Here is a 24818-nt window from a genome sequence, read left to right on the forward strand (position 1 = left end):
TCGCGGGGTGTCGTCTGGATAATGACGCCCAGGCGGCAGGGATTCAGACAGGCCGGTTGACAGGCGGCCCAAAATTCCGTATTTAACCGAAATGTTAATTAACAAGGTTGCTAAATATGGAGCCGGCCGATCCCTTGAGTGCCACCTTCGCCGCCCTGGCCGACCCGACGCGCCGGGCCATCCTCGGCCGCCTGTGCCAGGGCGAGGCCTCGGTCAACGAATTGGCGGCACCGTTCCAGATCAGCCTGCCGGCGGTCTCGCGGCACCTGAAGGTGCTGGAGGCGGCCGGGCTGATCTCGCGGGGGCGGGATGCCCAATGGCGGCCCTGCCGGCTGGAGGCGGCGCCGCTGAAGGCGGTCGACGGCTGGCTGGAGCGCTACCGCCGCCTGTGGGAAGGCAGCTTCGACAAGATGGAGGCCTATCTGGCCCAGTTGACCAAAGGAGATGGCAATGAGCGCAAAAGCTGAAGCCCGGCAATTGGCCGACGACGAATTGCTGATCGTCCGGACCTTCGATGCCCCGGTGGCCCTGGTGTTTCGCATCTGGTCACAGGCGGAACACATGAGCCGCTGGCTGGGGCCGACCGAATTCACCTGCACCCATTGCGAGCTCGACTTCCGCCCCGGCGGGGCCTGGCGCGCCTGCATCATCTCGCAGGCCTACGGCGAGAGCTGGATGGGCGGGCAATACCGCGAAATCGAGAAGAACCGGCGCATCGTCTACAGCTTCGCCTGGGACGACGGCCACGCTCAGCCGGGGATCGAGACCCTGATCACCGTCACCTTCGCCGAGCAGGACGGCAAGACGGTGCAGACCTTTCACCAGACGCCGTTCATCAGCGTCGAGGCGCGCGACAGCCATATCGGCGGCTGGAGCCAGTGCTTCGAGCGCGAGCGCACCTACGTCGAAACCCTGGCCCGGGAGATACGCCCATGATTACCATCAGTGCCTTCAAATGGGTGCCGCCCTTTGCCCAGGGCCTCGTCCGCGATCTTCGCGTGCGCTGGGCACTGGAAGAGGCGGGCCTCGACTACCAGGCGACATTGATCGATCCGGCGGTTCAGGCCTCCGACGACTATCGCCATTGGCAGCCCTTCGGCCAAGTGCCGGCCTTCGAGGAGGCCGGGATTTCCCTGTTCGAATCCGGCGCCATCGTCCTGCACATCGGCGCCCGCAGCGAGGCATTGTTGCCTGCCGACGCGGCGGGCAGGGCGCAGGCGGTTACCTGGCTGCTGGCGGCACTCAACACGATCGAGGTGGCCGTCCAGCCACTGGCCGAGATCGACCTGTTCCATGGCGGCGAAGCCTGGGCGGCGACCCGCCGGCCCCAGGTTGAGCAGCGGGTCAAACTGCGCCTGCGCGAACTCGCGGTGGCGCTGGGCGATCGCGCCTACCTGACCGGGCAGTTCACCCTGGGCGACCTCATGATGACCGCCGTGCTGCGCATCCTGCGCCATACCGACCTGCTGGCGGCCGAGCCGGCGCTGGCCGCCTATGTGAAGCGCTGCGAGGCGCGCCCGGCTTTCCAGCGTGCCCTGAGCGACCATATGGCGCCGTTCCATTAGCCTTGACAGGATAATATGGACGGCCATATTAAACCCATGGCCAAGCTATCCAATCGCGACAAGATTCTTCAAGAGGGCATGCGTGTCGTGCACGAGCGCGGCTTTGGCGGCGCCAGCGTGCGCGACATCGTCCAGGCCGCCGGCGTGCCGCAAGGCTCGTTCACCAACCATTTCGGCTCCAAGGAGGCGTTCGGCCTCGAGGTCATCGACCTCTACCTCGCCAACGCCCGTACCGTGATGCGCGAGACCTTGCTGAACGAGGCGCTGCCGCCGCTGGAACGGCTGGGCGCCTATATCGACGCCAACAAGCACCGCCTGAACCAGAGCGAGATGCGCCACGGCTGCCTGTTCGGCAACTTCACCGCCGAGGCGAGTGCCGAGAGCGAGGTCATCCGTCACAAGCTGGTCGAGGTCTTCGCCGAGGTCGAGCAGTCGGTCGCCTGTTGCCTGGCGGCGGCGGTCAAGGCGGGCGACCTGCCGGCGGGTTTCGATTGCGACGAGACCGCCGGCTTCATCATCTCGTCCCTGCAGGGCGCCAACCTGTTGTCCAAAGCCCACCGCAGCCCGCTCCCGGTCGAGCGGTTCCGGAAGATCCTGTTCGAGACGATCCTGCGCTGAACAACCTTCAGCGGCACCCCGGCGTGGATACCTTCTCTTCGTCATGGCCGGGCGAAGTCCCACGGCTGTCCGGTTAAGGAAAAAGGGGCGTAGGAGGACACTTCCTTAGGATGGTTTCCTTTCATCATCACTACCTTAAATCGTCATGACCGGGCTTGTCCCGGCCATCCACGTCGGCAAGCTGCCTATGCCGTCAACGGATGTGGCTCGTCCCGACGTGGATGACCGGGACAAGCCCGGTCATGACGATTGAGGGTGGTACGCATATGCCGTGAAACAACCCGATTTCCTTAATCGGGTAGCCGTGGCACAAGGCCGGGCATGACGGCGGCGGGTGGTGGGCAGGTCGGCATAGCGTGGAGAAGATATAAAGTATGGACGGCCGTATTATCGCCTTGACCTGGCGAGATGGACGTCCATATTAGCCCTTGCCGGATGCATGAGGCGCCGGCCGGTTCGTTAGGAAATTCCCCCATGACCTCCCCCGTTGTCCTGATCACTGGCGCCTTGACCGGCATCGGCCGCGCCACCGCCCTGGCCTTCGCCCGTGAAGGTGCCCGCCTTGTCGTCTCTGGCCGCCGCGACGATGCGGGCGAGGCCCTGGCCGCGGAACTGCGCGGGCTGGGGGCGGAGGCTGAGTTCATCCGCGCCGACGTGCGCAACGAAGACGAGGTGCGCGACCTGGTCGACCGCACCGTGGCCCGCTTCGGCCGCCTCGATGCCGCGGTCAACAATGCCGGCACCGAGGGCCAACCCGGCCCGGTCGTCGAGCAGACGGCGGAGAGCTATGCCGCCACCTTCGATACCAATGTTCTGGGCACGCTGCTGGGCATGAAGCACGCGCTGCGCGTAATGCTGGCCCAGGGCCACGGCAGCATCGTCAATGTCTCGTCCGTGCTGGGCCGCATCGGCGCGCCAGGCGCTTCGGTCTATACCGCCAGCAAGCACGCCGTCGAAGGCCTGACCAAGTCGGCGGCATTGGAAGTCGCCGGGACCGGCGTGCGCATCAACGCCGTCGCACCCGGCCCGATCGAGACGGGCATGCTGAACCGCTTCGTCGGCAACGAGGAGAACAAGGCCGGGCTATTGGCCGGCATCCCCGCCGGCCGTGCCGGTACCGCCGACGAGATTGCCCAGACCATCGTCTTCCTGGCCTCGGCCAAGGCGCCGTTCCTCACCGGCCAGTCCGTTGCCGTCGACGGCGGCAGGCTGGCGGCGTAATCCGCATGGGCGACCGGCCTTCGCGGACGGTCGCCCATGGCCATGATCGGGTCTAAGCTCGCCCCGCCGCAGACGAAGGAATTCGATGCCATGACCGCCAAGGCCATCAAGCTCCCCGGTGCCGATCATCCGATCACCATCGCGCGCAACCCCGCCCGCGTCGTCGTTTCCGTGGCCGGGCGGATCATCGCCGATACCACGGCGGCGCTGGCCCTGCGCGAGGCGGATTATCCGGCGGTCCAGTACATCCCGCGCCGGGATGTCGACATGACCCTGCTGGTGCGGACCGACCACGTCACCTACTGCCCCTACAAGGGCGATTGCGCCTATTACACCATCACCGATGCGCCGCGCGGGGCCAACGCCGTGTGGACCTACGAGGCACCCTATGCCGCAGTGGCGCCGATCAAGGATCACCTGGCCTTCTACCCCGATCGCGTGACGATCGAGGAACGGCCCGCGACCTGAACCTTCCTGGAAAGTCGACATGAGCGTTCTGTTCTCCCCCGCCACCTTGCGTGGCCTGACCCTGTCCAACCGCATCGTGATATCGCCCATGTGCCAGTATTCGGCGCAGGGTGGCAAAGCCATGGCCTGGCACATGATCCACCTGGGCAATCTCGCCCTGTCGGGCGCCGGCATGCTGATCACCGAGGCGACGGCGGTCGAGCCCGAGGGCCGCATCTCCCCCGCCGATCTCGGCCTGTGGGATGACGAGACCGAGGCGGCGCTGGTGCCGGTGCTGGCTGCCATCCGCCGGCATTCCAAGGTCGCCGTCGCCGTGCAGCTTGCCCATGCGGGGCGCAAGGCCTCCAGCCATGTGCCGTGGGAGGGCGGACAATTGATCCCGGCCGACCAGGGCGGCTGGCGACCCTATGCCCCGTCGGCCGTGCCGCAGAAGGACGGCGAGGCAGCACCCCTGGCGCTCGATGCCGCCGGCCTGGCGCGGGTACGCGAGGCTTTCGCGGCGGCGGCCCGCCGGGCAGACCGGCTGGGCATCGACGCGATCGAAATCCACGCGGCCCATGGCTACCTGTTGCATCAATTCCTGTCCCCCCTCGCCAATCGACGGACCGATGAATACGGCGGCTCGCTGGAGAACCGGTTGCGCTTCCCGCTCGAGGTTTTCGATGCGGTGCGCGCGGCCTTCCCGGCGGACAAGCCGGTCGGCATCCGGGTCTCGGCCTCGGACTGGGTCGCCGGCGGCTGGGACCTGGAACAGACCGTGGTTTTCGCCCATGCCCTGAAGGCCCGCGGCGTCGACTGGATCGATGTCTCCTCGGGCGGCGTATCGCCACAGCAGCGCATCGCCCTGGGCCCGGGTTATCAGGTGCCCTTCGCCCAGGCGGTGAAGGCGGCCACGGGCGTCAACACCATGGCCGTGGGCCTGATCACCGAGGCAAAACAGGCCGAGGAAATCGTCGCCAGCGGCCAGGCGGATTTCGTGGCGCTGGCCCGCGGCATCCTCTACGACCCGCGCTGGCCCTGGCATGCGGCGGCCGAACTGGGCGCCACCGTCGAGGCCGCGCCGCAGTTCTGGCGCTCGCCCCCGCATGCGCACAAGGCCCTGTTCGGCGACACGGTCACCGGCGCGCGCTGAGGTGACAAGCATGGCAAAGGCACCGGCGGTCGCGATCTACGGCATCAAGAACTGCGATACGATGAAGAAGGCGCGCACCTGGCTCGAGGGCCGGGGCGTCGCCTATGACTTCCATGATTACAAGGTGTCGGGCATCGGGCGCGAGGTGCTCGAAGGCTGGGCGCGCAAGGTCGGGTGGGAAGTGCTGCTCAACCGCGCCGGCACCACGTTCCGCAAGCTGCCCGATGCAGCCCGGGCGGACCTGACCGAGCCCAAGGCCATCGCCCTGATGCTGGACCAGCCGTCGATGATCAAGCGCCCGGTGCTGGATGTCGGCGGCCGGCTGACCGTGGGCTTCAAGCCCGAGGTCTATGCCGACATCTTCGACTGAAGCCCGCTTTTCCTGATCAGCAAACCGGGGCGGCGGCGCGAAGGCCGGTGCCGTGCGGCGGCCTGGCATCGGTCGAGCTGGCATGGACCCGGTTGCGGCCCGCGGCCTTGGCGCCGTACAGGGCCTTGTCGGCGGCGGCGATCAGCGCGTCGGCGGTCTGGCCATCGCGCGGAAAGGTCGCGATCCCGAAGGAGGCGGTCACCGGGATCAGCACCTTGTCGAAAGGGATCGGCGTGGCGGCCAGCGAGCGGCGCAACTGCTCGGTGCGTTCGATCGCGATCGCCGTTGTCACCCGTGGCAACACCAGTAGGAATTCCTCGCCGCCATAGCGGCAGTAGATGTCGCTGCTGCGGGCATGGCCTTTCATCAACTCGCCGAAGGCGCGCAGCACCTCGTCACCGGCAAGGTGCCCGAAGCGGTCGTTCACCGACTTGAAATGGTCGAGATCACCCAGGATCACGCTGACCTCGTGGCCATGGCGCTGGGCCAGGGTCAGTTCCCGGGCCAGGGTGTCGTCGAGATAGCGGCGGTTGTAGAGGCCGGTCAGCGCGTCATGGGTCGATTGCTCGCGCAGCCTTTCCTGAAGCGCCTGCACCTCGCGCTCGGCGCGGGCGCGTTCGGTTACATCCATGACCAGGCTGAGCAGGACGCGCTTGCCGGCGAGTTCCATCACGCCGCCCTGAATTTCGATGTCGAGGACGATGCCGTCCTTGCGCCGCCCATGGAAAACGTAGTGGGCCTGGTCGACCTCGCCGCTGAGACGCTTGCGCAGATTCTCCGCCACCAGGGGGCGATCTTCTTCGACCGTCAGGTCGATGGCACCCATCCCGCGCAGCTCCTCCGCGCTATAGCCGAAAATCGCTTCGAACTTGGCATTGGCATAGGTGAACTTGCCGTCCTCGATCGTGACGATGCCGACCATGGACTGAGTCACCAGGCCGCGGAATTTCGCTTCCGACTCGCGCAGGGCCCGCGTGATCTTTTCGTTCTCGCGCAGCGCCGCCTCCACTTCAGCGGTACGCTTGCGAACCTGCTCCTCCAGCAGGATGGCGGTCTGGAACAGGCTGAAATCGGAAGCCTGCACGCTGGTGCTGCGCTCCGCGCGATCCATCAGCGCCCGCACCATCTTGTTCAGCCGGGCGACCTCCTTCTCCAGTGCCAGCATACCCGGGTCAGGTCCCGGCAACGACAGATCAGGCATCGTGGCCTCCGGCCGGGGCGGCCCCGATGGCAACGCCGATCAGCGTCTGGTTCACATGCACGCCGTGGTACTGCTCGCCATAGGTGTTGAAGCCGACCGCATTGTTCTGCGCGAACAACTGGCCCACCCGGTCTTCCAGGCCGTTTTGCGCGATTTCCAGTTTGCGGAGAATGCAGTCGCTGGCGAAAATCAGTTGGGGCTGGCCGATTTCGGCGCGGATCTGCGAAAACGTCTGCTCCAGGTTGTTCACCAGGTTCTGACCCCGGGCGACCCGCAGGACCAGGCCCTCCTCGATTGCGCAGAAGAAAGTCAGGCTGCCGTCGGGGTTGGCTTTCTGGATCGAGCGGACATAGTTCGTGCCGTCGATCATGACCACCACCGGCCAGGCGGCAAAGCGGCTGGGGTCGAGGTCGCGGGCATCGACGCCCAGCAGGTGCGCGTATTCTTCCGCCGCCGGCAGCCCATTGATTTCGTTGACCACGCGCAGCCGGCTGTCGGCCTGGGTGACGACCAGCCGGTCGTCCATGGCGACGAAGTGCTGGGTCTTGAACAGCTTGAACGGCAAGGGGGTGGTGATCAGGACCAGGGCGGCGTTGTCGGTCTGAAACCGGCCGCCGAAATAGACATAGGTCTTCCCGAAGTTCAGGCCGTCGCCCGCCGATCCGCCGACCAGCGGCAGATGGCCCAGCGCGCTCTGCAGGCTGCGGGTGACCGGCTCTTCGCGCACGGACGAGCCGTCGATCAGCAGAAGGGCAAAGCTGTTGTCGGCGTCGGCCTGCGGTGCCTGGCTTTTCAGGCGCTCCAGCAGGGCTTCGGCGAAGGCCTGGCCCTTGGCGATGTCGAACTGCTGAAGCTGCTCCAGTTGGCCGCAGACGATATCGAAGCTTTCGGCTGGAAAGCTCATCCCGCTGAGGCTGTGGTCCCGGCAGCCCGCCGGTCCGATCTCCCCGGCCGTGGTGCAGCCCACCACCTGGATACCATCGAACAGGTGCCGCATTTCTTCGGCGAGGGCCTCGAGGTCGTAGTCGCTGGAACAAAAGAACACCACCAGGGCCGTGTCAGGCCGGGCCACCGCGGCGTGGAATTCGCGCACGGCCTCGCGGGCATCGCGTGCGCATGATTGCGCCCTGCGGATGATTGCCGGTTCTTTCATGTTTGTTCCCTCGCACCTTTGTCAGTGCCGGTTATTGCTTGGCCCTTTTTGAGCGCTGCTTACTTTGTCCCGAAGCAAGTTTCCCGAGTATTGCTTCAAGCCATTTAAAAAACTTAAACGTCGAGTTGTCGGGATGGGGGCGGTTTTTATGCGAAGCGTGGCAGGCGCGGCCGGCCCGCCCGCGGCCCGGCAAATTTGGGGTTCCCAAGCCGTTTCCTTGTCGGGTAACAACGTGGGCAAAGGGCTGCCGCGAACTCGATCACTCTGAGGGGAACCACATGTTCAAGGAATTCAGGGAATTCATCATGCGCGGCAACGTCCTTGATCTCGCCATCGGCGTGATCATCGGCGCGGCCTTCGGCAAGATTGTGACCTCGCTGGTCGACGACATCATCATGCCGCCGATCGGCCTGGTCCTGGGCGGCATCGATTTCTCGGGCCTCTACATCAACCTGTCGGGTGTCGCCTACGACTCGCTGGCGGCGGCGCGCCAGGCCAAGGCGGCGGTCATTGCCTACGGCGCCTTCATCAATGTGCTGATCCAGTTCCTGATCGTCGCTTTCGCGATCTTCCTCCTGGTGAAGCTGGTCAACCGGTTGGTCCGCAAGCCCGAGGCAGCACCCGCCGCGCCGCCGGCGCCCACGCCGACGGAAACCCTGTTGACCGAAATCCGCGACGCCCTGAAGTCCCAGGCAAACTGAACGCCGCAACGCTCGCGAAGGCGGGGCCCTGGCCCCGCCTTCCGGATCAGCCGCGCGGGATGATGGAGCCGGCGCGGCCGCTCTGCCATTCGCCGGCGTCGATCCTGCCGTCGTGATTGGCATCGATCCTGGCAAAGCTGCCGTCGATGCGCGCGGTCTGCTCGGCCGGCGGCAGGGCCAGGAAGGCCTTCACGCGGTCGGGCTTCGTGTCGGCGATGCGCTTGATCATCATCTGGCTGCCGGCCTCGAATTCGGCCCTGGTGACGACACCGTCACGATCGGCATCGAGTTTCTTGAAGCGTGCCTGCTTGGCGGCGGCGTGCCGGTCTGCCGTTGGTGCACCGGCCGGCGGTGCACTGGCGGCCGGTGCAGCGGCGGTCGGCGCCTGGTCGGCCAGGGCGGGCGAGACGGTGGCTGCGCCGGCGATCAGCAGGGCGGCGAGGCCGGCGACAAAGCGGTGGGCAACAGCGGTCATCAGCCAGGACTCCTTATCGTAAGGGCGACGATCGTCGCCTGCCGGGTTGAACGGCCGGACGGGGCGATCTCCTGCGGCGATCAGCCGGGCAGCAGCGGGCTGGGCCGGGCCGATGCCCATTCCCGGTCGTCGATCCTGCCGTCGCGATTGGCATCGATCGAGGCAAAGCGCTGGTCGAAGCGCAGCTTCTGCTCGTCGGGCGTCAGCAGCAGGAAGCGCTCGGCCAGGTCGGGATCGCGGCCGGCCAGTTCCTTGACCAGGCCGGTGCTCCTGGCATCGAATTCGGCCTTGGTGACGATGCCGTCACTGTCGACATCCATCATCCGGAACAGCGCCGACTTCATTTCCGAGCGCACAGCGGCGGGGGCGTCGGCCGGGGCGGCGGTGCTCAGGGCCGCCCAGGCGATGCCCAGCAGCGCCAGGCCGGCAACGTGACCCGGCTTGATGATTGACATGATCGAACTCCGTACCGGAAGCACTGTGCTTGCGATTCTTGAACGGAGTAACGCGGCCTCTCCTGCGCCGGTTGCGTGAGCGCCGTCAATCCTCGACGAAAACAACCTCGCGCCGGCGCGCCACGCCCGGCAGGAACACGACGATCAGGGCGATGGCCGCCACCGCCAGCAGCCCGGCGCTGAGCGGGCGCTCGACGAACACCGCCGGATTGCCGTGAGAGATGATCATGGCGCGGCGCAGATGCTCCTCCAGCATCGGCCCCAGCACGAAGCCCAGCAGCAGGGGCGCCGGCTCGCAATCCAGCTTGACCAGGACGTAGCCCAGGAAGCCGAAGACCGAGACGGTATAGAGGTCGAAGGCGTTGTTGTTGACGCTGAGCACGCCGACGCAGCAGAAGGCCAAGATCGCCGGGAACATCGAATAATAGGGGATGGTCAGCATCTTCACCCACAGCCCGACCAGCGGCAGGTTGAGCATGATCAGCATCAGGTTGCCGATCCACATGGAGACGATGATGCCCCAGAACAGCGCCGGCTCGTCGGTCGCCACATTGGGCCCCGGCGTGATGCCCTGGATGATCAGGGCGCCGATCATCATGGCCATCACCGGGTTGGCGGGAATGCCTAAGGTCAGCATCGGGATGAACGAGGTCTGGGCGCCGGCATTGTTGGCCGATTCCGGTGCTGCCACGCCCTCGATCGCACCCTTGCCGAAGCGCTCGGGCGTCTTCGACAGTTTCTTCTCGAGCGTATAGGCGGCGAAGGACGACAGGATCGCGCCGCCGCCGGGCAACACGCCCAGGACCGAGCCCAGCAGGGTGCCGCGCACGATCGGCGCCGCCATCTGCTTCAGGTCGGCGCGGGTCGGCATCAATCCGGTTACGTGCTTCACCGCCACCTCGCGGTCGTGCTCGTTCTCAAGGTTGCGCACGATCTCGGCGATGCCGAAGATGCCCACCGCCACCGCGACGAAATTCAGACCATCGGCCAGTTGCGTCACGTCGAAGGTGAAGCGCGGGGTGCCGGTGAACACGTCGGTCCCGATCAGCCCCAGCAGCAATCCCGTCACCACCATGGCCAGCGCCTTGAGCACCGAGCCGTGGGCCAGGGCGATCGAGAAGACGAGGCCCAGGATCAGCAGCGAGAAATTCTCGGCCGGGCCGAATTCCAGGGCCAGCTTGGTCAGCGGCGGGGCGAACAGGACCAGCACGAAGGTGGCGAAGGTGCCGGCGACGAAGGAGCCGATCGCCGCCGTCGCCAGGGCCGGGCCGGCGCGTCCCTGGCGTGCCATCTGATAGCCGTCGATGGCGGTGACGGCGGACGATGATTCACCCGGCATGTTGATCAGGATGGCGGTGGTCGAGCCGCCGTACTGGGCGCCGTAGTAGATCCCGGCCAGCATGATCAGGGCCGCGACCGGCGCCAACGCGAAGGTGATCGGCAGCAGCATGGCGATGGTCGCCGTGGGGCCGACGCCCGGCAGCACGCCGACCAGGGTCCCCAGGAAGACGCCGATGAAGCAGTAGAGCAGGTTGCCGGTGGTGAAGGCCGTGTCGAAGCCCAGTGCCAGGTTGTCGAGTAACTCCATGCGACGCCCCCGTCAGAAAGTCAGCCAGCGCCCGAACAAGACGAGCGGCAGGCCCAGGCCGAAATAGAAAACGGCGACGCAAAAGGCCGTCAGGCCAACGGCGAGACAGACGGCGAGAACGGCATGCATCCGCTGCGAGGCATAGGCCGTGATCAGGGCCACGAGGGCAATGGCGAGCACGAAGCCCAGGCCACGCGCGGTCAGGCCGAACACCACCGGTGCCAGCAGGACCAGCGCCAGGCCCCGCCACGGCACCGGGGTCGAGGCCGGCGTCGCCGTACCGATGCCGCGCAGGATGATGATCGCCCCCAGCGCGACCAGCAGGCAGGACAGGATCAGCGGGAACATCCCGGGCCCCATCTTGAGGCGGGTGCCCAGGTCGAGCCCGTTTGCCTGCAGGCCGAAGAAGGCACCGATCACGATGAAGACGAGACCGGCGCCCAAGTCCTTGCGATTGATCGTCATGCTGCGCCCCGCTTCCCCCGTTGCACTGCCACTGTGCGTCCTTCGACAGGCTCAGGATGAGGGGAATCTTCATGGCAGAAAGATTTCCCTCATGGTGAGCCTGTCGAACCACGCAACCAGGCCGATCCCGGCCTTCAGTCGGCGTAGACGCCGGCCGACTGGATGACCGGTGCCCAACGGGCGATCTCGGCCTTCAGCTTGGCTTCCAGCGCTGCCGGCGTGGCATCCGCCGCTGAAACCGGGGCGGTGCCGAGTTCGGCAAAGCGGGCGATCACCGTTTCGTCGACCAGGGCCTTCTGCAAGGCGTCTTCGAGCTTGGCGATGATCTCGGGCGCGGTGCCCTTGGGCGTGTAGATGCCGTGCCAGATGCCGAATTCGAGGCCGGGCAGGCCGGCTTCGGCCATGGTCGGCAGGTCGGGCAGGCTAGGTACCCGGGCCTTGGTGGTCACGGCATAGGCCTTGACCGTGCCCGCCTTGATCTGGCCGGTGGTGTTGGTGGTCTGGTCGCACATGAAGTCGACCTGGCCGCCCAGGAGGTCGGTCATGGCCGGGCCGGTGCCCTTGTAGGGAACCGTGGTCAGCGGCGTCTCGATCGCCTGCATGAACAGCATGCCGCACAGATGCGAGGCGGCGCCGATGCCGGCATTGGCATAGGTCACCGTATCCTTGTGCGCTTTGACATACTCGATCAGGCCCTTGAGGTCGGTCGCCGGCATGTCCTTCTTGGCGATCATGACCATCGGCACTTCAGTCACCAGGCCGACATAGTCGAAATCTTCCAGCGGCTTGTAGGCGAGCTTGCGGTAGAGGGTGGCGCTGGTCGCCATGCCGATGTGATGCAGCAGCAGGGTGTAGCCGTCGGGGTCGGCCTTGGCCACGCGGGCCGCGCCCAGGGTGCCGCCGGCGCCGCCGACATTCTCGACGATCACCTGCTGGCCCAGCGTCTTGGTCATGGATTCCGCGACCAGCCTGGTCACGGTGTCGGTCGGGCCGCCGGCCGAGAACGGGACCACGATGGTGATCGCCCGCGAGGGATAGGTTTCGGCCTGCGCCGCGCCCAACCCGGCTGCGGCAAAGACCATGGCGGCACTGGCGGCGACGAGCCACTTCTTCATTATGTCCTCCCTTGTCGACCAGGCTTGTAACCGTCTGGTTTCGCTTAGGGAGGATAACGAGGTGGGTCGCCCTTGGCGACCGCTTTTGCCAGCGACGATAGTCTAAGCCGGTATCGTTGCTGAGGGCGGCAGATGGTAGGCGGCGAAGGGATCGCCGCCATAGGCCAGGACCCGCTCCTTCACGAAAGCCTCGTCGTCATCGGAGAAGTGGCGCCGCGAGGAGCCGATCTTGCCCTCGCGCACCTTGCCGCCGCTGGGGTCGCCGGAAGCGCGCTTGAGGCGCCAGTTATCGAAATAGTTGGTTATTTCATAGATTTTCATCTTTTCGAACGAACAGAAATCGACTGATTTCAGGATGTACTCGTCGATTATCTCGGTGACCCCCATCCACTGCAGCGTAGAACGCAGTGCACCGGCGGGATCTGCATGCATCTCTTCATAGGAAAGCACATGAAATTCCGCGGCCAGGGCCCTGTTATCGTACCAGCGGCATCTGGCCGTCATGAGTTTGTCGATGCCCGTGCACGGATCGCGGATGAAGTCGTGCAGGCTGCCGTCGAAGGTCTTGTCCCGGTGGCGGGCGTGGTGATAGGCGGAAACCAGCGTGTCGCGCGGTTCGCGCACCAGCAGGATGACCCTGCGTCCCTGCCACGAGGCCGGCGCCGCGACGACCTTGCGCGAAGGGGCGATGCCGTCGGTGAAATTTGCCCCGTTGTGCGAATAGACCAGACCGGCCGTGCCAGCCATCCGGCTCAACTCATCGAGTTGAAAGGCCTGTTGTTCGGGAACCCCGCAAAGCTGACACAAGTAATGGCCGAGGAGGACGCGGTGCCATGTCCTGCCCGATTTTGGAAAGGAAATGAGAAAAGTGTCGGCTGCATTCCGGTCGGCAACGAATTGCCGCCAGTAGGCGCGTTCGATGCGTCGGGCCCGAAATTTTCCGCTGATGTATTCGGGAATTGCTGCAAGGTCCATGTCGCTGAATATTCCAAGACCGTTGTGGGCGAGCAGGGGCATCGGCCCGCCGCTCGCCACGACGAAACCCATGTCTTTTGGTGATGCAGGTGGTCGCCGGGGCTAGTTGCCGGCTGAATCCTGGTCGCTGGAAATGGTCATCGTCGAGGCTCCGTCTGGGGTTGCCTCGGAAGAACGCACCAGGATTGTCGTTCCTTCGCCGTCAGGCGACAAAAAACGGCCGCCGCTCAGACCCGGATCGCGGGCGTCGTCGCCTTGAAGCTCTCGCGCCCGGCAATGCCGTGGAACCAGCGCTTGAGCGTGGGATACATGTCGAGGGCTTCCTCGCCTTCGGGCGTCTTCTCGATCCAGTAGATGAGCGGGGCCAGGAACAGGTCGGCCAGGGTCATGGTCCCGCCGGCGAGGTAGCGGCTGCGGCACAGGATCTCGTCGATTACGCCCAGTTGCTCGCGCATGATGGCGCTGTGTTCGCTGATGACGTCCTCGTTCGGCAGTTGCCCGTCCAGGGGGGCGACCAGCCGCTGGGTCACCAGGCCCGTGATCATGCTGTCGTAGAGATAGTCCGAGGTGGCGCTGATCCATTGATCCATGCGCGCCGTTTCGAAACTGTCGGCGGGTTGCAGCGACGGCCCCGGCAGTTCGCGGTCGAGGTAGCGGGCGATGGCGAGTGATTCGTAAATCACCACGCCGCGGTAGCGCATCACCGGGACCCGGGCGAAAGGATGGCGCACGCCGTCCAGCACGCCGCCGGGAATCATTTCGAAGAAGTCGTGATCCTGGCCCTTTTCCGCGCAGACCATGCGAATGGTCCAGCAGTAGGTGCTGGTGGGTATCCCGAAGATCTGGGGCCGATCGGACATGCAGCGCTCCTCCCTCAACCCGCAATAGATGGGGAAGGTCGAGGGCCGAAAAAGGGGTTACGTCGAAACGGGGGCAAGATCGCGGGCAAAGCGGTGGGCATTTTCGACGTAATGCAGGGCCTGCATGGTCAGAATCTGTGTCTGCGCCTCGGAAACCTGGCGGATGATCCGGCCGGGACTGCCCATGACCAGCGAGCCGTCGGGGATTTCCTTGCCCTCGCCGATCAGGCTGTTGGCGCCGATGATGCAGTTGCGGCCGATCCTGGCATTGTTGAGGATCACCGAATTGATGCCGATCAGCGTGTTGTCGCCGATCGTGCAGCCATGCAGCATGACCTTGTGGCCGACGGTGACATGGCTGCCCACGGTCAAGGGCACGCCGTCGTCGGTGTGCAGGACCGAGCCGTCCTGGATGTTGGTGTTCTCGCCGATGACGATGGGGTCGTTGTCGCCGCGCAGCACGGCGTTGAACCAGATGCTGGCATTGCGCTTGAGAATGATCGAGCCGATCACGATCGCGCTGGGCGCAATCCAGACGCCCTCCTCGCAGACCACCTCACGCGTGCCCAACCGGTAGATCATCGTTTGCCACCCCCGAAATTCGTGGCGGCAGCATGCCCCGGCTGCCCCGCCCGGCGCAATCTCGGCGTAGGGCTTCAAGCCTGGCCGCGGACAGGCCGGGCGGTGCGCTGCAACAGGCGCGCGCCGATGAGGCGGGTCATCAGGATCACGATCAGGGTCGACCCGCCGTGCCACAGCAGGATCATGATCGTCGCGTCGAGCTCGTGATAGAAGCTGAGGCCGGTCGCCGACAGGGCGGCGACACCCAGGGCGCCCATGGTCATGGTCTCCAGCGGCCGGAAGGCCGTGGCGTAGCGCAGCGCCCAGCCCAGCAGCAGGCCCAGGGGCACGCTGGTCCCCACGATGGTCAGGAAGCAGCCGAAGCTGGTGCCCAGCTTGAAGCCGTCCGGGCCGCGCTCGATCCAATCGGTCAGGCAGCCGTAGCCGATCGAGAGGGCCCACAGCGCCAGGGCGGGCAGGGGCAGCAGGGACCAGTTCGGCGACCGGTCGGGCAGGCTGATCATGAAGGCCGCGACGATCGCCGTCACGCCGCTCGCCAGGCTCGCCAGGATTTGCAGGGCGAGTTTCGTCTCGACCAGCTTGGCCCACATGTGGTGGAAGCCGTGCGCTTCGTTCAGGCCGTGGAACGCGGCGGTCGCGGCGATGACGACGACGGCGCCGAGCAGCCAGAGGCAGGCACGGCGCAAAGGCGGCGACAGGCGTCGCACGGGCTTTGCCTGCCGCGTCAGTTCCTCGATCAGTCGGTCGGTCTCCACCGTCACGTCAATGGTTCCTAGCCTTACTCGTCAACCGCCCGCCCGCCCGACAGGGCGGCGCGCAACGCCTTGTACGCCCGGTGCCCGGCAACCTTCAGGGCCCCCACCGACATGCCGCTGACGGCCGAAGCCTCCTTCAGCGACAGGTCCTGAAACTTCAACAGCTCTACTGCACGCCGCTGCCCTTCGGGAAGGGCCGCCACCGCCGCATGCAGGGCGGCGTGGTCGGGCTCCTCCGCAGGTTGGTTCGCCGCGGCGGTCGTAAAGGTTTCGTCATCCGGCGCGACCACGACCTCGCGGCCGTCGCGCCGGATCAGGCCGCGCAGGCGATCGATGATCCGGCGCCTGGCAATGGCGACCAGCCAGGGGCGAAACGGCCTCGCGGGATCGTAGGTGTGGCGCACCCGGTGAATGGTCAGGAGGATTTCCTGCACCACGTCTTCGACTTCGCCGGCGTCGCGCAGATAGCGCCGGACCTGGCGCCGCAGATAGGGCGTGACGGTGCGCAGCAGCGATGCATAGGCCCGCTGGTCGCCGTTCTGGGCCGCGGCCATCAGCTCGGCCAGGACTGCACCGTCATCCGCCGGATCGCTCATCCGCTGGAAATCCCCCGTCGCCGTCGCGACTCGCTGGACACAATAGCGCCAAAGCATGGCAATTCGAGAGCCGGTGTAACCTCTGCGCTTTACCGGCGAACCAGTTGACGAGGCCGGTTGTTGTTGGCCATTCGGCCGCCGGCGCCTCGCCGCTTCTGCAAGCCATTGAAATCAGGGGAAGAAAAATGTCACTCGCGTCCAAGATCGCCACGGCGTCGCTGCTCGCCACGGCCGTAACCGCCGCCGTCGGCCTGGCTTCGACCGGTGCCTACGCGGCCGACAATGAAAAGTGCTTCGGCATTGCCAAGGCCGGCCAGAACGACTGTCAGACGGCCAAGTCGTCGTGTGCCGGCACCTCGACCATCGACCACCAGAAGGATGCCTGGAAATACGTGCCCAAGGGCACCTGCGCCCAGGCCGGCGGCACGCTCGAGCCGGGCTGATCCGATGTCGGCGCGCGCCATGACGGCCTTGCCGGACCGGATGGACCGGTGCGGGATCGGCCTGCGCGCGCCCCATCTCGATGCGGTCGCCGGCGGGCAAGCCGATCCCGCCTGGGTCGAGATCCATGCCGAAAACCACATGCTGGACGGTCCCGGCGGCGATCGCCTGGCAGCGGTGCGGCGCGATCGGCCGGTCTCGATTCACGGCGTCGGTCTCTCGCTGGGCTCGGCCGGCGGGATCGACCGGGATCATTTGTCGCGGCTGGTGCGCCTGGTCGAGCGGGTCGAGCCGGTCCTGGTCTCCGAGCACCTGGCCTGGTCGGTCGCCGGCGGCCACTATTGGAACGACCTGCTGCCCCTGCCGTTGACCGCCGAGGCGCTCGACGTCATGGCGGCCAATGTCGCCCTGGTCCAGGACGCGCTCAAGCGCCCGATCCTGGTCGAGAACCCCTCCAGCTATCTGTCCTTCGAGGCGAGCGAGATGGGCGAGGGGGAATTCCTCGGGCATCTGGCCCGGCGGACCGGCTGCGGCGTCCTGCTCGATCTCAACAATCTCTATCTCAGCGCCTGCAACCTGGGCCGCGATCCGCTGGCCGACCTGGAGGCGATGCCGCTGGGCTGTGTGGGCGAGATTCATTTGGCCGGGCACACCCTGGTCGACCTGGGTGATGCGCAGATCCGGATCGACGATCACGGCAGCGCCGTGGCCGATGCCGTCTGGGATCTGTTCGCGCTCACCCGTCGCCGTCTGGGGCCGGTGCCGGCCCTGGTCGAATGGGACAGTGCCTTGCCCCGGTCGAGCGATTGTTGGCGCAAGCCGCCAAGGCTGACCGGCCGCCGGTTCCGGAGGCGCGCCATGCGCTTGGCTGAGCTTCAGGGGACATTCGCCCAGGGCTTGCGAACGGGCGAGATGCCGCCGGCCCTGGTGGCCCAGGTCGGCGCCTCCGGCATGGCGCCCGCTAGGCGCCTGGCGATTCATCGCAATCATGTGCGCATCACCTTGAGCGCCGCTCTGGCGCTGCATTTCCCCGTCGTCGCCAGGCTGGTCGGCAATGAGGCCTTCGCGGCGATCGCCAACCGCTTCATCGCGGCCCATCCGCCGACCGATCCGGTGTTGAGCCGCTTCGGCGCGTTGCTGCCGGATTTCCTGGCCCGGGAAGAGGCCCTATCCGGCCTGCCCTACGTGGCGGCGGTGGCACACCTGGAATGGGCGCGCCATGGCGCGGCACTTGCGCCGTCCAGGGCCGTGTTCAGTGCCCTTGGCCTGGCCGGCATCGCCCCGGCCGACCTCGACACCCTGAGCCTGGCCTTGCCACCCTCGGCCGCGCTGATCCAGTCCCGCTGGGCGGTCGATCGGCTGTGGCTGGCCAATCAGGAAGGCTGCGACGGCACGCCCGACGGGCTGATCGACGAGGCCCGCCGGCTCGCGGTCTGGCGCGACGGCGGGGACATGATTCGGGTTGCGCGGTTGGGCGAGGGCGACTGGGCGTTTCTGGACGCCGTGGCCAAGGGCGCGCGCCTCGGCGATGCGGCGGCGGCGGTCGTGCGGGCCGGGGCGGAAGCCGAACTTGGCGAGATTCTGGCCGCCGCCCTGGGGCGCGGCCTGTTGTGCCGGGCCGAAACCTGAAATCCGGGGAGGGGACGAGATCATGACGATGAGCGATACGGGCGGCGTGCGGGCCGGCGGCGGCCTGCGCGAGGCGGCCGCCACCGCCGGGGTGGTTCTGCTGCCCCTGGGGCTGCTGGCATTGCGGTTGGGGGTGGGCCTGGTGTTCTGGAAATCGGCCAGCACCCGGTTCGATGGTTTCGGCTTGAGCGACAGCGCCATCAGCCTGTTTGCCGAAATTTACAAGGTGCCGCTGCTGCCGCCTGAAATCGCGGCCTATCTCGGCACGGCGGCCGAGGCGACGGGGGCCTGGCTGCTGTTCCTGGGCCTGTTCACGCGCTTTGGCGCCGTCATCCTGCTGGGCGTCACCATGATGATCCAGCTCGTGGTGCCGTTCACCGGCGACGGCATCGCCTTCAATGCCGTCGAGTTCTGCCTGTGGGGCGGTGCCCTGCTGGTGCTGCTGGTCCAGGGGGGCGGGACCTTGTCGGCCGATCGGCTGTTGTCCTTTGTGTTCGGGCGGCACTGATCTGCTAGTATCGCCGCCGACACGCAGGATCGAGGCGATGCCGAAAGTGTGGGCGACGATAGGCTTGGCGGCGGCCTTCGGGCTGGTCGCGGGGGCGCCGGGGACGGCCTTCGCCGACACACCGGCCGCCGTGCCGGCGCAAGGGCCCGCGCCGTCGCCGCTGCCGCCCTTGGAAAGCCGCGAGATCGCCACCCGGCCGTCGCCCAAATCGCCCCAAGACCTGTTGTTGCCCGGCGAAACGCTGCACCGGCGCTGGGCCGACCCCACTCAGCCCGACGCCCCGGGCAAGCCGCCGTCGGCGGCACGGCCGGCACCATCGCGGTCCGCCGCCGTTCTGCCGCCGCCGGTGCGTGTCACGCCGATGCCCGCGGCGCCCGCCGCACCGGTGGTCGCCGCCCCGATAAGGCCGGCCAGGCCGGCACCGGCCGCGGCCGTGCCGCCGCGCAAAAAGGGCCAGGGGCCTGCGCCCGTGCTTCGGCTGGGCCCCGCGAACTGCGGCGGGCAGTATTTCCTGGACGGCGTGGCGGTGGATGCCATGGGACGGCCCTGCGCCGGCTTCTAGCCCCGCCGGTGTCAGACTGTTGTCGTGCGACTGGACGAGCGCGCGCCGGGGTGCGACAAGCTGTTGATGTCTTTGTCGGATTCCGGGGGTAAGGCGTGGCTTCCAAAGAACAATCGGGTGTTCGCCGAAAGAAAGCTGCAGATAAGCCCGAGACCCAGCCGTGGGGCAATCCCGGGGCTTGGAAGGTTGACGAGGCGGTCCAGGCCAAGGTTCCGGCAGGGCCGCGGGTCGACGGGCGGGTGGCGCGGTCGCACCGTACCCGCGCGGCGGTGCTCGACGCCCTGATCGCCCTGCTCGAGGAGGGCCATTTCAAGCCGCCCGCCAAGGTCATCGCCGAGCGCTCGGGCGTGTCCACCCGCTCGATCTTTCAGCATTTTCCCGATCTCGAGACCCTGTTTTCGGCGGCGGTCCAGCGCGAGGTGAACCGCTTCGCGCCGCTGGTCCAGCCGATCCGGCCCGATGCCACGCTGGCGGTGCGCCAGAACGCCCTGATCAAGCAGCGCTTCGACCTGTTCGAGCGGGCCGGCAACATCTGGCGCGCCGGCTTGCTGGAAGAACCGATTTCGACCACGCTGCAAACCACCTATCGGCATCTGGAACATATCTTCCGGGTGCAGATCGAGGTCACCTTCAAGGCCGAACTGGCCTCGCTGCGCCCGCCGCGGCGCAAGATCGTGATCCGGCAGATCGCGGCCGTCACCGGCTTCCACGCCTGGTATGCCCTGCGTCGGGCCGAAGACCTCGAGGTTTCCCCGGCGCAGGCCGCCATGACGCAGGTCTTCCTGGCCCTGCTGCCAGAATGACGCCGGTGTCGCAGCGTCAAGCAGGCGAATTCGTGAAAACGTCGGATTTCCGCGCCAAAGCTGCGGTGATCATCGTTGACGCGGCAAGCGGTGCGGCCTAAGAGCGTTGGGATTACGGGGTTAGTTGCGCTCCAATAACGAATGTGACACTTGGGACCGAACCGCATCGCGGTCGGCGTTAAAGATAACCGGCAACGACCGGCGGGGAAGGGGAGCCTTGATGCTGCAGATCATCGAGAATTTTTTATTCAGATTCAGGGCCTATATCCTGATCACGCTCGCCATCGTGACCGTCTTCATGGCGTATTTCGCCAGCGGCCTGCGGATGGACGCCGGCTTCGAGAAGATGCTGCCGATCGGCCATGAGTACATCGACACCTTCCAGAAGTACCGGGACGATTTTGCCGGCGGCAACCGCATCATCATCGTGCTGGAGGCCGCCCCCGACGCCCAGGGCAAGCGGACGATCTTCACGCCGGAATACCTGAAGGTCCTGAAGGCCGCCACCGACGACGTGTTCTACATCTCCGGCGTCTCGCGCCCGACGCTCGCCTCCCTGTGGACCCCCAATACCCGCTTCCTCGAAATCACCGAGGAGGGCATCAACGCCGGCGACGTCATCCCCGCCGAATTCCAGGCGGATGCCGCCTCGATGGCGCTGGTCCGCGCCAACGTGCAGAAGGCCGGCATCGTCGGCCGCATGGTCTCGAACAACTACGAAGCCTCGATGATCTCGGCCGAGCTGCAGGACATCGATCCCGAGACCCGCGACCGCCTCGATTACTTCAAGGTGGCCGACGCGCTCGAGGCCTTCCGCGACAAGTACGAAAAAGACGGCATCTCGGTGAAGATCGTCGGCTTTGCCAAGGTCGTCGGCGACATCAAGGACGGGGCCGAAAGCGTCGTCTTCTTCATGGGCGCCGCCTTCCTGCTGACCGTCATGATGCTGTGGCTCTATTGCCGGTCGTGGCGCCTGACCTTCGTCACCCTGTCGGCGTCCCTATGCTCGCTGGTCTGGCAATTCGGCATCCTCAACCTGATGGGCTTCGGTCTCGATCCGCTGGCCGTGCTGGTGCCGTTCCTGGTGTTCGCCATCGGGGTGTCCCACGGCGTGCAGCAGATCAACATGGTCAGTGCCGAGATCGCCAACGGCAAGGACAAGATGACGGCCGCGCGGGATACCTTCCACTTCCTGCTGGTCCCCGGGTCCGTGGCGCTATGCACCTGCCTCGCCGGCTTTGGCACGCTCTACCTGATCCCCATCGGCATGATCCGCGAACTGTCGATCACCGCCTCGATCGGCATTGCGCTCAAGATCGTCTCCAACCTGGTCATGCTGCCCTTGCTGGCCTCGTATATCGCCCCCACCGGCGAATATGCCCGCCAGGTCAAGAAGCAGATGGAGAAGCGCGAGAAGGTCTGGCCCTACGTCGCCCGTATCGCCAAGCCGCGCAATGCGTGGATCATGGTCATCGGCTGTCTCATCCTGGGGGCCGTCGGCGTCTATGTCTCCAAGGGGCTGCAGATCGGCGACGTGCATGCCGGCGCGGCGGAGCTTCGCCCCGACAGCCGCTACAACCAGGACACCCGCTTTGTCGTCGGCAACTTCGATATCGGCGTGAACATCCTGACCGTGATCGTCGAGACGCCGGAAGGCGCCTGCGTCGACCACAAGTACATGAGCCTGCTCGACCGCTTCCAGTGGGAGATGGCCAACGTGCCGGGCGTGCAGTCCACTATCGGCCTGCCGCTGCTTGCCAAGATGGTCGGCTCGATGTGGCGCGAGGGTAACCTGAAATGGTACTTCCTGCCGCGTAACACCAGCGTGCTGGCGCAGGCCGTGGGCCCGATCCCGACCTCGACCATGACGCTGAACACCACCTGCACCGTGCTGCCGCTGCTGATCTTCACCAAGGACAGCAAGGCGATCACCATCAAGGGCGTGGTCAACGCGGTGAAGGAGTTCCGCGCCAAGCCGGAGAACCAGCTCGAGGGCATGAACATCCGCCTCGCGGCGGGTTCGATCGGTGTCACCGCCGCGACCAACGAAGTGGTCGAGGAGCAGGAAATCCCGATGCTGCTGTGGGTCTACGCGGTGGTCATCGGCCTGGTGCTGCTGACCTATCGCGAATGGCGCGGGTCGTTGTGCTGCGTGGTGCCGCTGGTGTTGTCCACCATCATCGGCAACATGTTCCTGACGCTGGCGCAGATCGGCCTGAAGATCTCCACCCTGCCGGTGCTGGCGATCGCGGTGGGCATCGGCGTCGACTACGGCATCTACGAGTACAACCGCATCCAGCGCTACATGCGCCTGGGCAAGTCGCCCTTCGAAGCCTATGAGCAGGCCCTGAAGGACGTCGGTTCGGCGACCATGTTCACCGGCTTCACCCTGGCGGTCGGCGTCTCCACCTGGAGCTTCTCGGCCCTGAAGTTCCAGGCCGACATGGGCATGCTGCTGACCTTCATGTTCATGGTGAACATGATCGGTGCGGTTACGCTGCTGCCAGCGATGATCTCGATCATCGACCAGCTGCTGCCCAAGAAGTATCCGCCGCTGTCGGAAGAAGAGCGCAATGCGCTGATGCGCAGCATGCACTAGGCCGACCAGGCCCGGACCAAGGCAAAGGGCGCGATCACTCGCGCCCTTTGTCATTTGGGCTTCAGCGCCTTGTCCAGCAACGGCTGCAATCGGTGCCGTTCAGGAACCAGGGCCATGGGGACCGCCAGCGGCATCAGGCCGGCCAGGTCGTCGAGGCCCAGCGCCCGGCGCTCGGCCGCCTCGAGCGCGCCGGCATTGGCCGGATCCAGCAGGCCGACGGCGGGGGCAAGGCCGCCGCCCGCCCGGGCCAGCGCTGCCGCCACCGCCGCACCGCGGACGCGGCCCATGATCTCCAGGGCCTGGCCGATCGGCTTGGGCTGGGCAGCCAGGGAGATCATCTCCAGCCAGTAGAACGCCGCCCGCCCGGCCAGGGGGCCGCGCCGCGGTATCGCCAGGGCAAGGTCGCCCTTGCCGTCCAGGCGCGCCCGGGCGATATGGCGCAGGCCGCAAGGCAGGGCGGCATCGATCCGGCCGTCGACCAGCGCCGCCACCAGTTCGTCGGCCGAGGGCGTGACCAGCGCGGCCTGTCCCACGAAGCGGTCCAGCGCCGCCTCGAAGCGGCGCAGTTCGCTGGGCAGTTGCAGGCGGAACGGGTCGAGCCCGGCATAGAGCATGGCACTGGCCAGCAGGCAGCGCGGGTCGGCCAGCAGGCCGTAGCGGCCGTTCAAGGCCGGGTCGTCGAGCACGGCAAGGCCTAGGTCGCCGACCGCCGCGGCCGATACGCGCCGGCGATCGATGGCGACGGCGGCCAGGTCGAACCGGGTTGCGATACCGACCCGGTAGCGGCCTTCGAAGCCGGACTCGAGGGTTGCCGTGGTCGGTGTCAAGCCGGGCAGGATATTGGTCGGGCTGGCGTTGGCGGGATCATCCTTGCCCAGCGGGTCGATCACGCCCTCGGGCCACAGGATGCCGCGGGGGAAGGGATGGGCCGTCACCACCAGGGCGGGGCGGGCGGCCTTCTCGGCGGCACTGGCGGTCGGGCCCAGCGGCCGCAAGGGCGACAGGGCCTGGTCGTCGTCGGCCAGCGGGACATGGACCAGCGGCGGCCCGTCGCCGCCCAGGGCCGCGAGCAGGGCCTTGTCGCCGTAGGCCTCGGGCGCCAGCAGGCGCAGGCTCGATGCGGCGGCGCGCGCCGGCAAACCCAGGCCCGCGCCCAGTGCCGCGGCGGCGCCAAGCGCCAGGAAATGCCGACGGGACGGCCGCCGGGCAGCCGCAAGGGCCGCCCGATCACGATAAAAGGTCACGGCATGAGCTCCAGCCAGCGGCGGGTGACATCGACCGCGAATCGGGCGGCTTGGGGCAGGTGGCGATGCAGGCCGTCCTCGAAATCGAGGAGGACCTCGGGGCGTTCCTCGGCAACCCATTGGGCCCGGCCACGCATCCACTCGCGGGCGATGTCCGCCGTTACCTCGAAATGGCATTGGAAGGCATAGGTGGCGCGGGCGATGCGAAAGGCCTGGTGGCGGCAGGTTTCGCCGGTCATCAGCAGGGTGGCCCCCTCGGGCAGGTCGAAAGTATCTTCGTGCCACTGCATCACGTGCTGGCGTGCGGCCAGCCCGCCCAGCACCGGATCGCCCGCCGCCGCGTCCAGCAGGTCCAGGGGCAGGAAGCCGATCTCGGTGATGGCGTGGGGATAGACCCGGGCGCCGAAGGCCCGGGCGATCAACTGGGCGCCCAGGCAGATCCCCAGGACCGGCTTGTCGGCGGCGGTGAAGCGGCGAATCAGCCCAGCAACCTGGGCCAGGGCGGGGTAGTCGCGGTCATTGCCCGCGTGCATCGGCCCGCCCAGCACCATGAGGCCGTCATAACCCGCATCATCCGCCGGCAGCGGCGCCGTGTCGGCGGCCGGCTGGCGGCTGGACCAGCCGTCATGGGGGGCGATGACGTCGAGCCGGCAGCCCGCCTCGATCAGGGCAAGGCCGGCCAGCCCCGGCGGGGTACGCAAATCATTCTGGATACAAAGGATGTTCATTTGTGACGT

Annotated in this window: 29 protein-coding genes; 15 read left to right on the forward strand and 14 right to left on the reverse strand. The window is 66.7% G+C overall.

The window, feature by feature from the left end; genetic code table 11:
- Nucleotides 1–116: 116 nt before the first annotated feature.
- From D3874_RS07285 to D3874_RS07320, 8 genes are all read left to right on the forward strand, one after another.
- Complete coding sequence (locus D3874_RS07285) at nt 117–467, forward strand: ArsR/SmtB family transcription factor (RefSeq protein WP_119777489.1); 351 nt, start codon at nt 117–119, stop codon at nt 465–467.
- On the forward strand, nt 451–936 hold the full coding sequence (locus D3874_RS07290) for an SRPBCC family protein (protein WP_119777490.1): 486 nt from the start codon (nt 451–453) through the stop codon (nt 934–936). The genes D3874_RS07285 and D3874_RS07290 overlap by 17 nt, the downstream gene beginning before the upstream one ends.
- Nucleotides 933–1565, forward strand: a complete 633-nt coding sequence (locus D3874_RS07295) for a glutathione S-transferase family protein (RefSeq protein WP_119777491.1) — start codon at nt 933–935, stop codon at nt 1563–1565. Before D3874_RS07290 ends, D3874_RS07295 begins: the two co-directional genes overlap by 4 nt.
- A gap of 36 nt (nt 1566–1601) precedes the next feature.
- Nucleotides 1602–2183 carry a TetR/AcrR family transcriptional regulator gene (locus D3874_RS07300; RefSeq protein WP_119777492.1) on the forward strand — a complete coding sequence of 194 codons (582 nt, stop codon included), beginning with the start codon at nt 1602–1604 and terminating at the stop codon, nt 2181–2183.
- A gap of 474 nt (nt 2184–2657) precedes the next feature.
- Nucleotides 2658–3404: an SDR family NAD(P)-dependent oxidoreductase gene (locus D3874_RS07305; RefSeq protein ID WP_119777493.1), complete on the forward strand. Its 747-nt coding sequence runs from the start codon at nt 2658–2660 to the stop codon at nt 3402–3404.
- 36 nt (nt 3405–3440) lie between these two features.
- A complete protein-coding gene (locus D3874_RS07310; RefSeq protein ID WP_233559868.1) occupies nt 3441–3872 on the forward strand; it encodes a DUF427 domain-containing protein in 432 nt (143 codons plus the stop codon).
- Between the two features lie 19 nt (nt 3873–3891).
- A complete protein-coding gene (locus tag D3874_RS07315) occupies nt 3892–5004 on the forward strand; it encodes an NADH:flavin oxidoreductase/NADH oxidase (protein ID WP_119777494.1) in 1113 nt (370 codons plus the stop codon).
- A 10-nt stretch (nt 5005–5014) separates the two neighbouring features.
- Nucleotides 5015–5374: an ArsC family reductase gene (locus D3874_RS07320; RefSeq protein ID WP_119777495.1), complete on the forward strand. Its 360-nt coding sequence runs from the start codon at nt 5015–5017 to the stop codon at nt 5372–5374.
- Between the two features lie 16 nt (nt 5375–5390).
- Here the strand turns inward: D3874_RS07320 and D3874_RS07325 are convergent, their stop codons facing one another.
- Both D3874_RS07325 and nosP read right to left on the reverse strand, forming a co-directional pair.
- A complete protein-coding gene (locus tag D3874_RS07325; RefSeq protein WP_119777496.1) occupies nt 5391–6575 on the reverse strand; it encodes a sensor domain-containing diguanylate cyclase in 1185 nt (394 codons plus the stop codon).
- Nucleotides 6568–7728: a nitric oxide-sensing protein NosP gene (gene nosP / locus D3874_RS07330; RefSeq protein WP_119777497.1), complete on the reverse strand. Its 1161-nt coding sequence runs from the start codon at nt 7726–7728 to the stop codon at nt 6568–6570. Before nosP ends, D3874_RS07325 begins: the two co-directional genes overlap by 8 nt.
- Nucleotides 7729–8006: 278 nt before the next feature.
- Between nosP and mscL the strand changes: the two genes are divergently transcribed.
- Nucleotides 8007–8429, forward strand: a complete 423-nt coding sequence (mscL, locus tag D3874_RS07335; RefSeq protein WP_119777498.1) for a large-conductance mechanosensitive channel protein MscL — start codon at nt 8007–8009, stop codon at nt 8427–8429.
- 46 nt (nt 8430–8475) lie between these two features.
- On the opposite strand, the gene D3874_RS07340 is transcribed toward mscL, so the two are convergent.
- The 10 genes from D3874_RS07340 to D3874_RS07385 all read right to left on the reverse strand — a co-directional run bounded on the left by D3874_RS07340 (nt 8476) and on the right by D3874_RS07385 (nt 16295).
- Nucleotides 8476–8904, reverse strand: a complete 429-nt coding sequence (locus D3874_RS07340; RefSeq protein WP_158595878.1) for an EF-hand domain-containing protein — start codon at nt 8902–8904, stop codon at nt 8476–8478.
- 80 nt (nt 8905–8984) lie between these two features.
- Complete coding sequence (locus D3874_RS07345; RefSeq protein WP_119782196.1) at nt 8985–9359, reverse strand: EF-hand domain-containing protein; 375 nt, start codon at nt 9357–9359, stop codon at nt 8985–8987.
- An 85-nt stretch (nt 9360–9444) separates the two neighbouring features.
- Entirely contained in the window at nt 9445–10947 is a 1503-nt protein-coding gene (locus D3874_RS07350) for a tripartite tricarboxylate transporter permease (RefSeq protein WP_119777499.1), read from the reverse strand.
- Between the two features lie 12 nt (nt 10948–10959).
- Nucleotides 10960–11412, reverse strand: a complete 453-nt coding sequence (locus D3874_RS07355; protein ID WP_119777500.1) for a tripartite tricarboxylate transporter TctB family protein — start codon at nt 11410–11412, stop codon at nt 10960–10962.
- 134 nt (nt 11413–11546) lie between these two features.
- Nucleotides 11547–12527 carry a tripartite tricarboxylate transporter substrate-binding protein gene (locus D3874_RS07360; RefSeq protein WP_119777501.1) on the reverse strand — a complete coding sequence of 327 codons (981 nt, stop codon included), beginning with the start codon at nt 12525–12527 and terminating at the stop codon, nt 11547–11549.
- A gap of 102 nt (nt 12528–12629) precedes the next feature.
- Nucleotides 12630–13574, reverse strand: a complete 945-nt coding sequence (locus tag D3874_RS07365) for a sulfotransferase domain-containing protein (RefSeq protein WP_119777502.1) — start codon at nt 13572–13574, stop codon at nt 12630–12632.
- A gap of 155 nt (nt 13575–13729) precedes the next feature.
- Nucleotides 13730–14362 carry a glutathione S-transferase family protein gene (locus D3874_RS07370; protein WP_119777503.1) on the reverse strand — a complete coding sequence of 211 codons (633 nt, stop codon included), beginning with the start codon at nt 14360–14362 and terminating at the stop codon, nt 13730–13732.
- 57 nt (nt 14363–14419) lie between these two features.
- Nucleotides 14420–14944: a gamma carbonic anhydrase family protein gene (locus D3874_RS07375; protein ID WP_119777504.1), complete on the reverse strand. Its 525-nt coding sequence runs from the start codon at nt 14942–14944 to the stop codon at nt 14420–14422.
- Nucleotides 14945–15018: 74 nt separating this feature from the next.
- Complete coding sequence (locus tag D3874_RS07380; RefSeq protein WP_158595879.1) at nt 15019–15705, reverse strand: NrsF family protein; 687 nt, start codon at nt 15703–15705, stop codon at nt 15019–15021.
- Nucleotides 15706–15722: 17 nt separating this feature from the next.
- On the reverse strand, nt 15723–16295 hold the full coding sequence (locus D3874_RS07385; RefSeq protein ID WP_119777506.1) for a sigma-70 family RNA polymerase sigma factor: 573 nt from the start codon (nt 16293–16295) through the stop codon (nt 15723–15725).
- Between the two features lie 185 nt (nt 16296–16480).
- Here D3874_RS07385 and D3874_RS07390 point away from each other — a divergent pair, with 185 nt between their 5' ends.
- From D3874_RS07390 to D3874_RS07415, 6 genes are all read left to right on the forward strand, one after another.
- Nucleotides 16481–16738 (forward strand): BufA1 family periplasmic bufferin-type metallophore, encoded by a 258-nt coding sequence (locus D3874_RS07390; protein WP_119777507.1) that lies wholly within the window; start codon nt 16481–16483, stop codon nt 16736–16738.
- A gap of 19 nt (nt 16739–16757) precedes the next feature.
- Nucleotides 16758–18365, forward strand: a complete 1608-nt coding sequence (bufB, locus tag D3874_RS07395) for an MNIO family bufferin maturase (RefSeq protein WP_158595880.1) — start codon at nt 16758–16760, stop codon at nt 18363–18365.
- A gap of 28 nt (nt 18366–18393) precedes the next feature.
- The gene (locus D3874_RS07400; protein WP_158595881.1) at nt 18394–18873 is read left to right on the forward strand and encodes a DoxX family protein; all 480 of its coding nucleotides are present in this window, start codon (nt 18394–18396) and stop codon (nt 18871–18873) included.
- 37 nt (nt 18874–18910) lie between these two features.
- Complete coding sequence (locus D3874_RS07405; RefSeq protein WP_147385557.1) at nt 18911–19435, forward strand: hypothetical protein; 525 nt, start codon at nt 18911–18913, stop codon at nt 19433–19435.
- Nucleotides 19436–19530: 95 nt separating this feature from the next.
- Nucleotides 19531–20238 (forward strand): TetR/AcrR family transcriptional regulator, encoded by a 708-nt coding sequence (locus tag D3874_RS07410; RefSeq protein ID WP_147385558.1) that lies wholly within the window; start codon nt 19531–19533, stop codon nt 20236–20238.
- A 220-nt stretch (nt 20239–20458) separates the two neighbouring features.
- Entirely contained in the window at nt 20459–22837 is a 2379-nt protein-coding gene (locus D3874_RS07415) for an efflux RND transporter permease subunit (protein ID WP_199698984.1), read from the forward strand.
- A gap of 50 nt (nt 22838–22887) precedes the next feature.
- On the opposite strand, the gene D3874_RS07420 is transcribed toward D3874_RS07415, so the two are convergent.
- Nucleotides 22888–24081 (reverse strand): hypothetical protein, encoded by a 1194-nt coding sequence (locus D3874_RS07420; protein WP_119777512.1) that lies wholly within the window; start codon nt 24079–24081, stop codon nt 22888–22890.
- Nucleotides 24078–24809: a type 1 glutamine amidotransferase gene (locus D3874_RS07425; protein ID WP_119777513.1), complete on the reverse strand. Its 732-nt coding sequence runs from the start codon at nt 24807–24809 to the stop codon at nt 24078–24080. Before D3874_RS07425 ends, D3874_RS07420 begins: the two co-directional genes overlap by 4 nt.
- Nucleotides 24810–24818 lie beyond the last annotated feature (9 nt).

It is taken from the genome of Oleomonas cavernae (assembly GCF_003590945.1).
Taxonomy (GTDB): Bacteria; Pseudomonadota; Alphaproteobacteria; order Zavarziniales; family Zavarziniaceae; genus Zavarzinia; species Zavarzinia cavernae.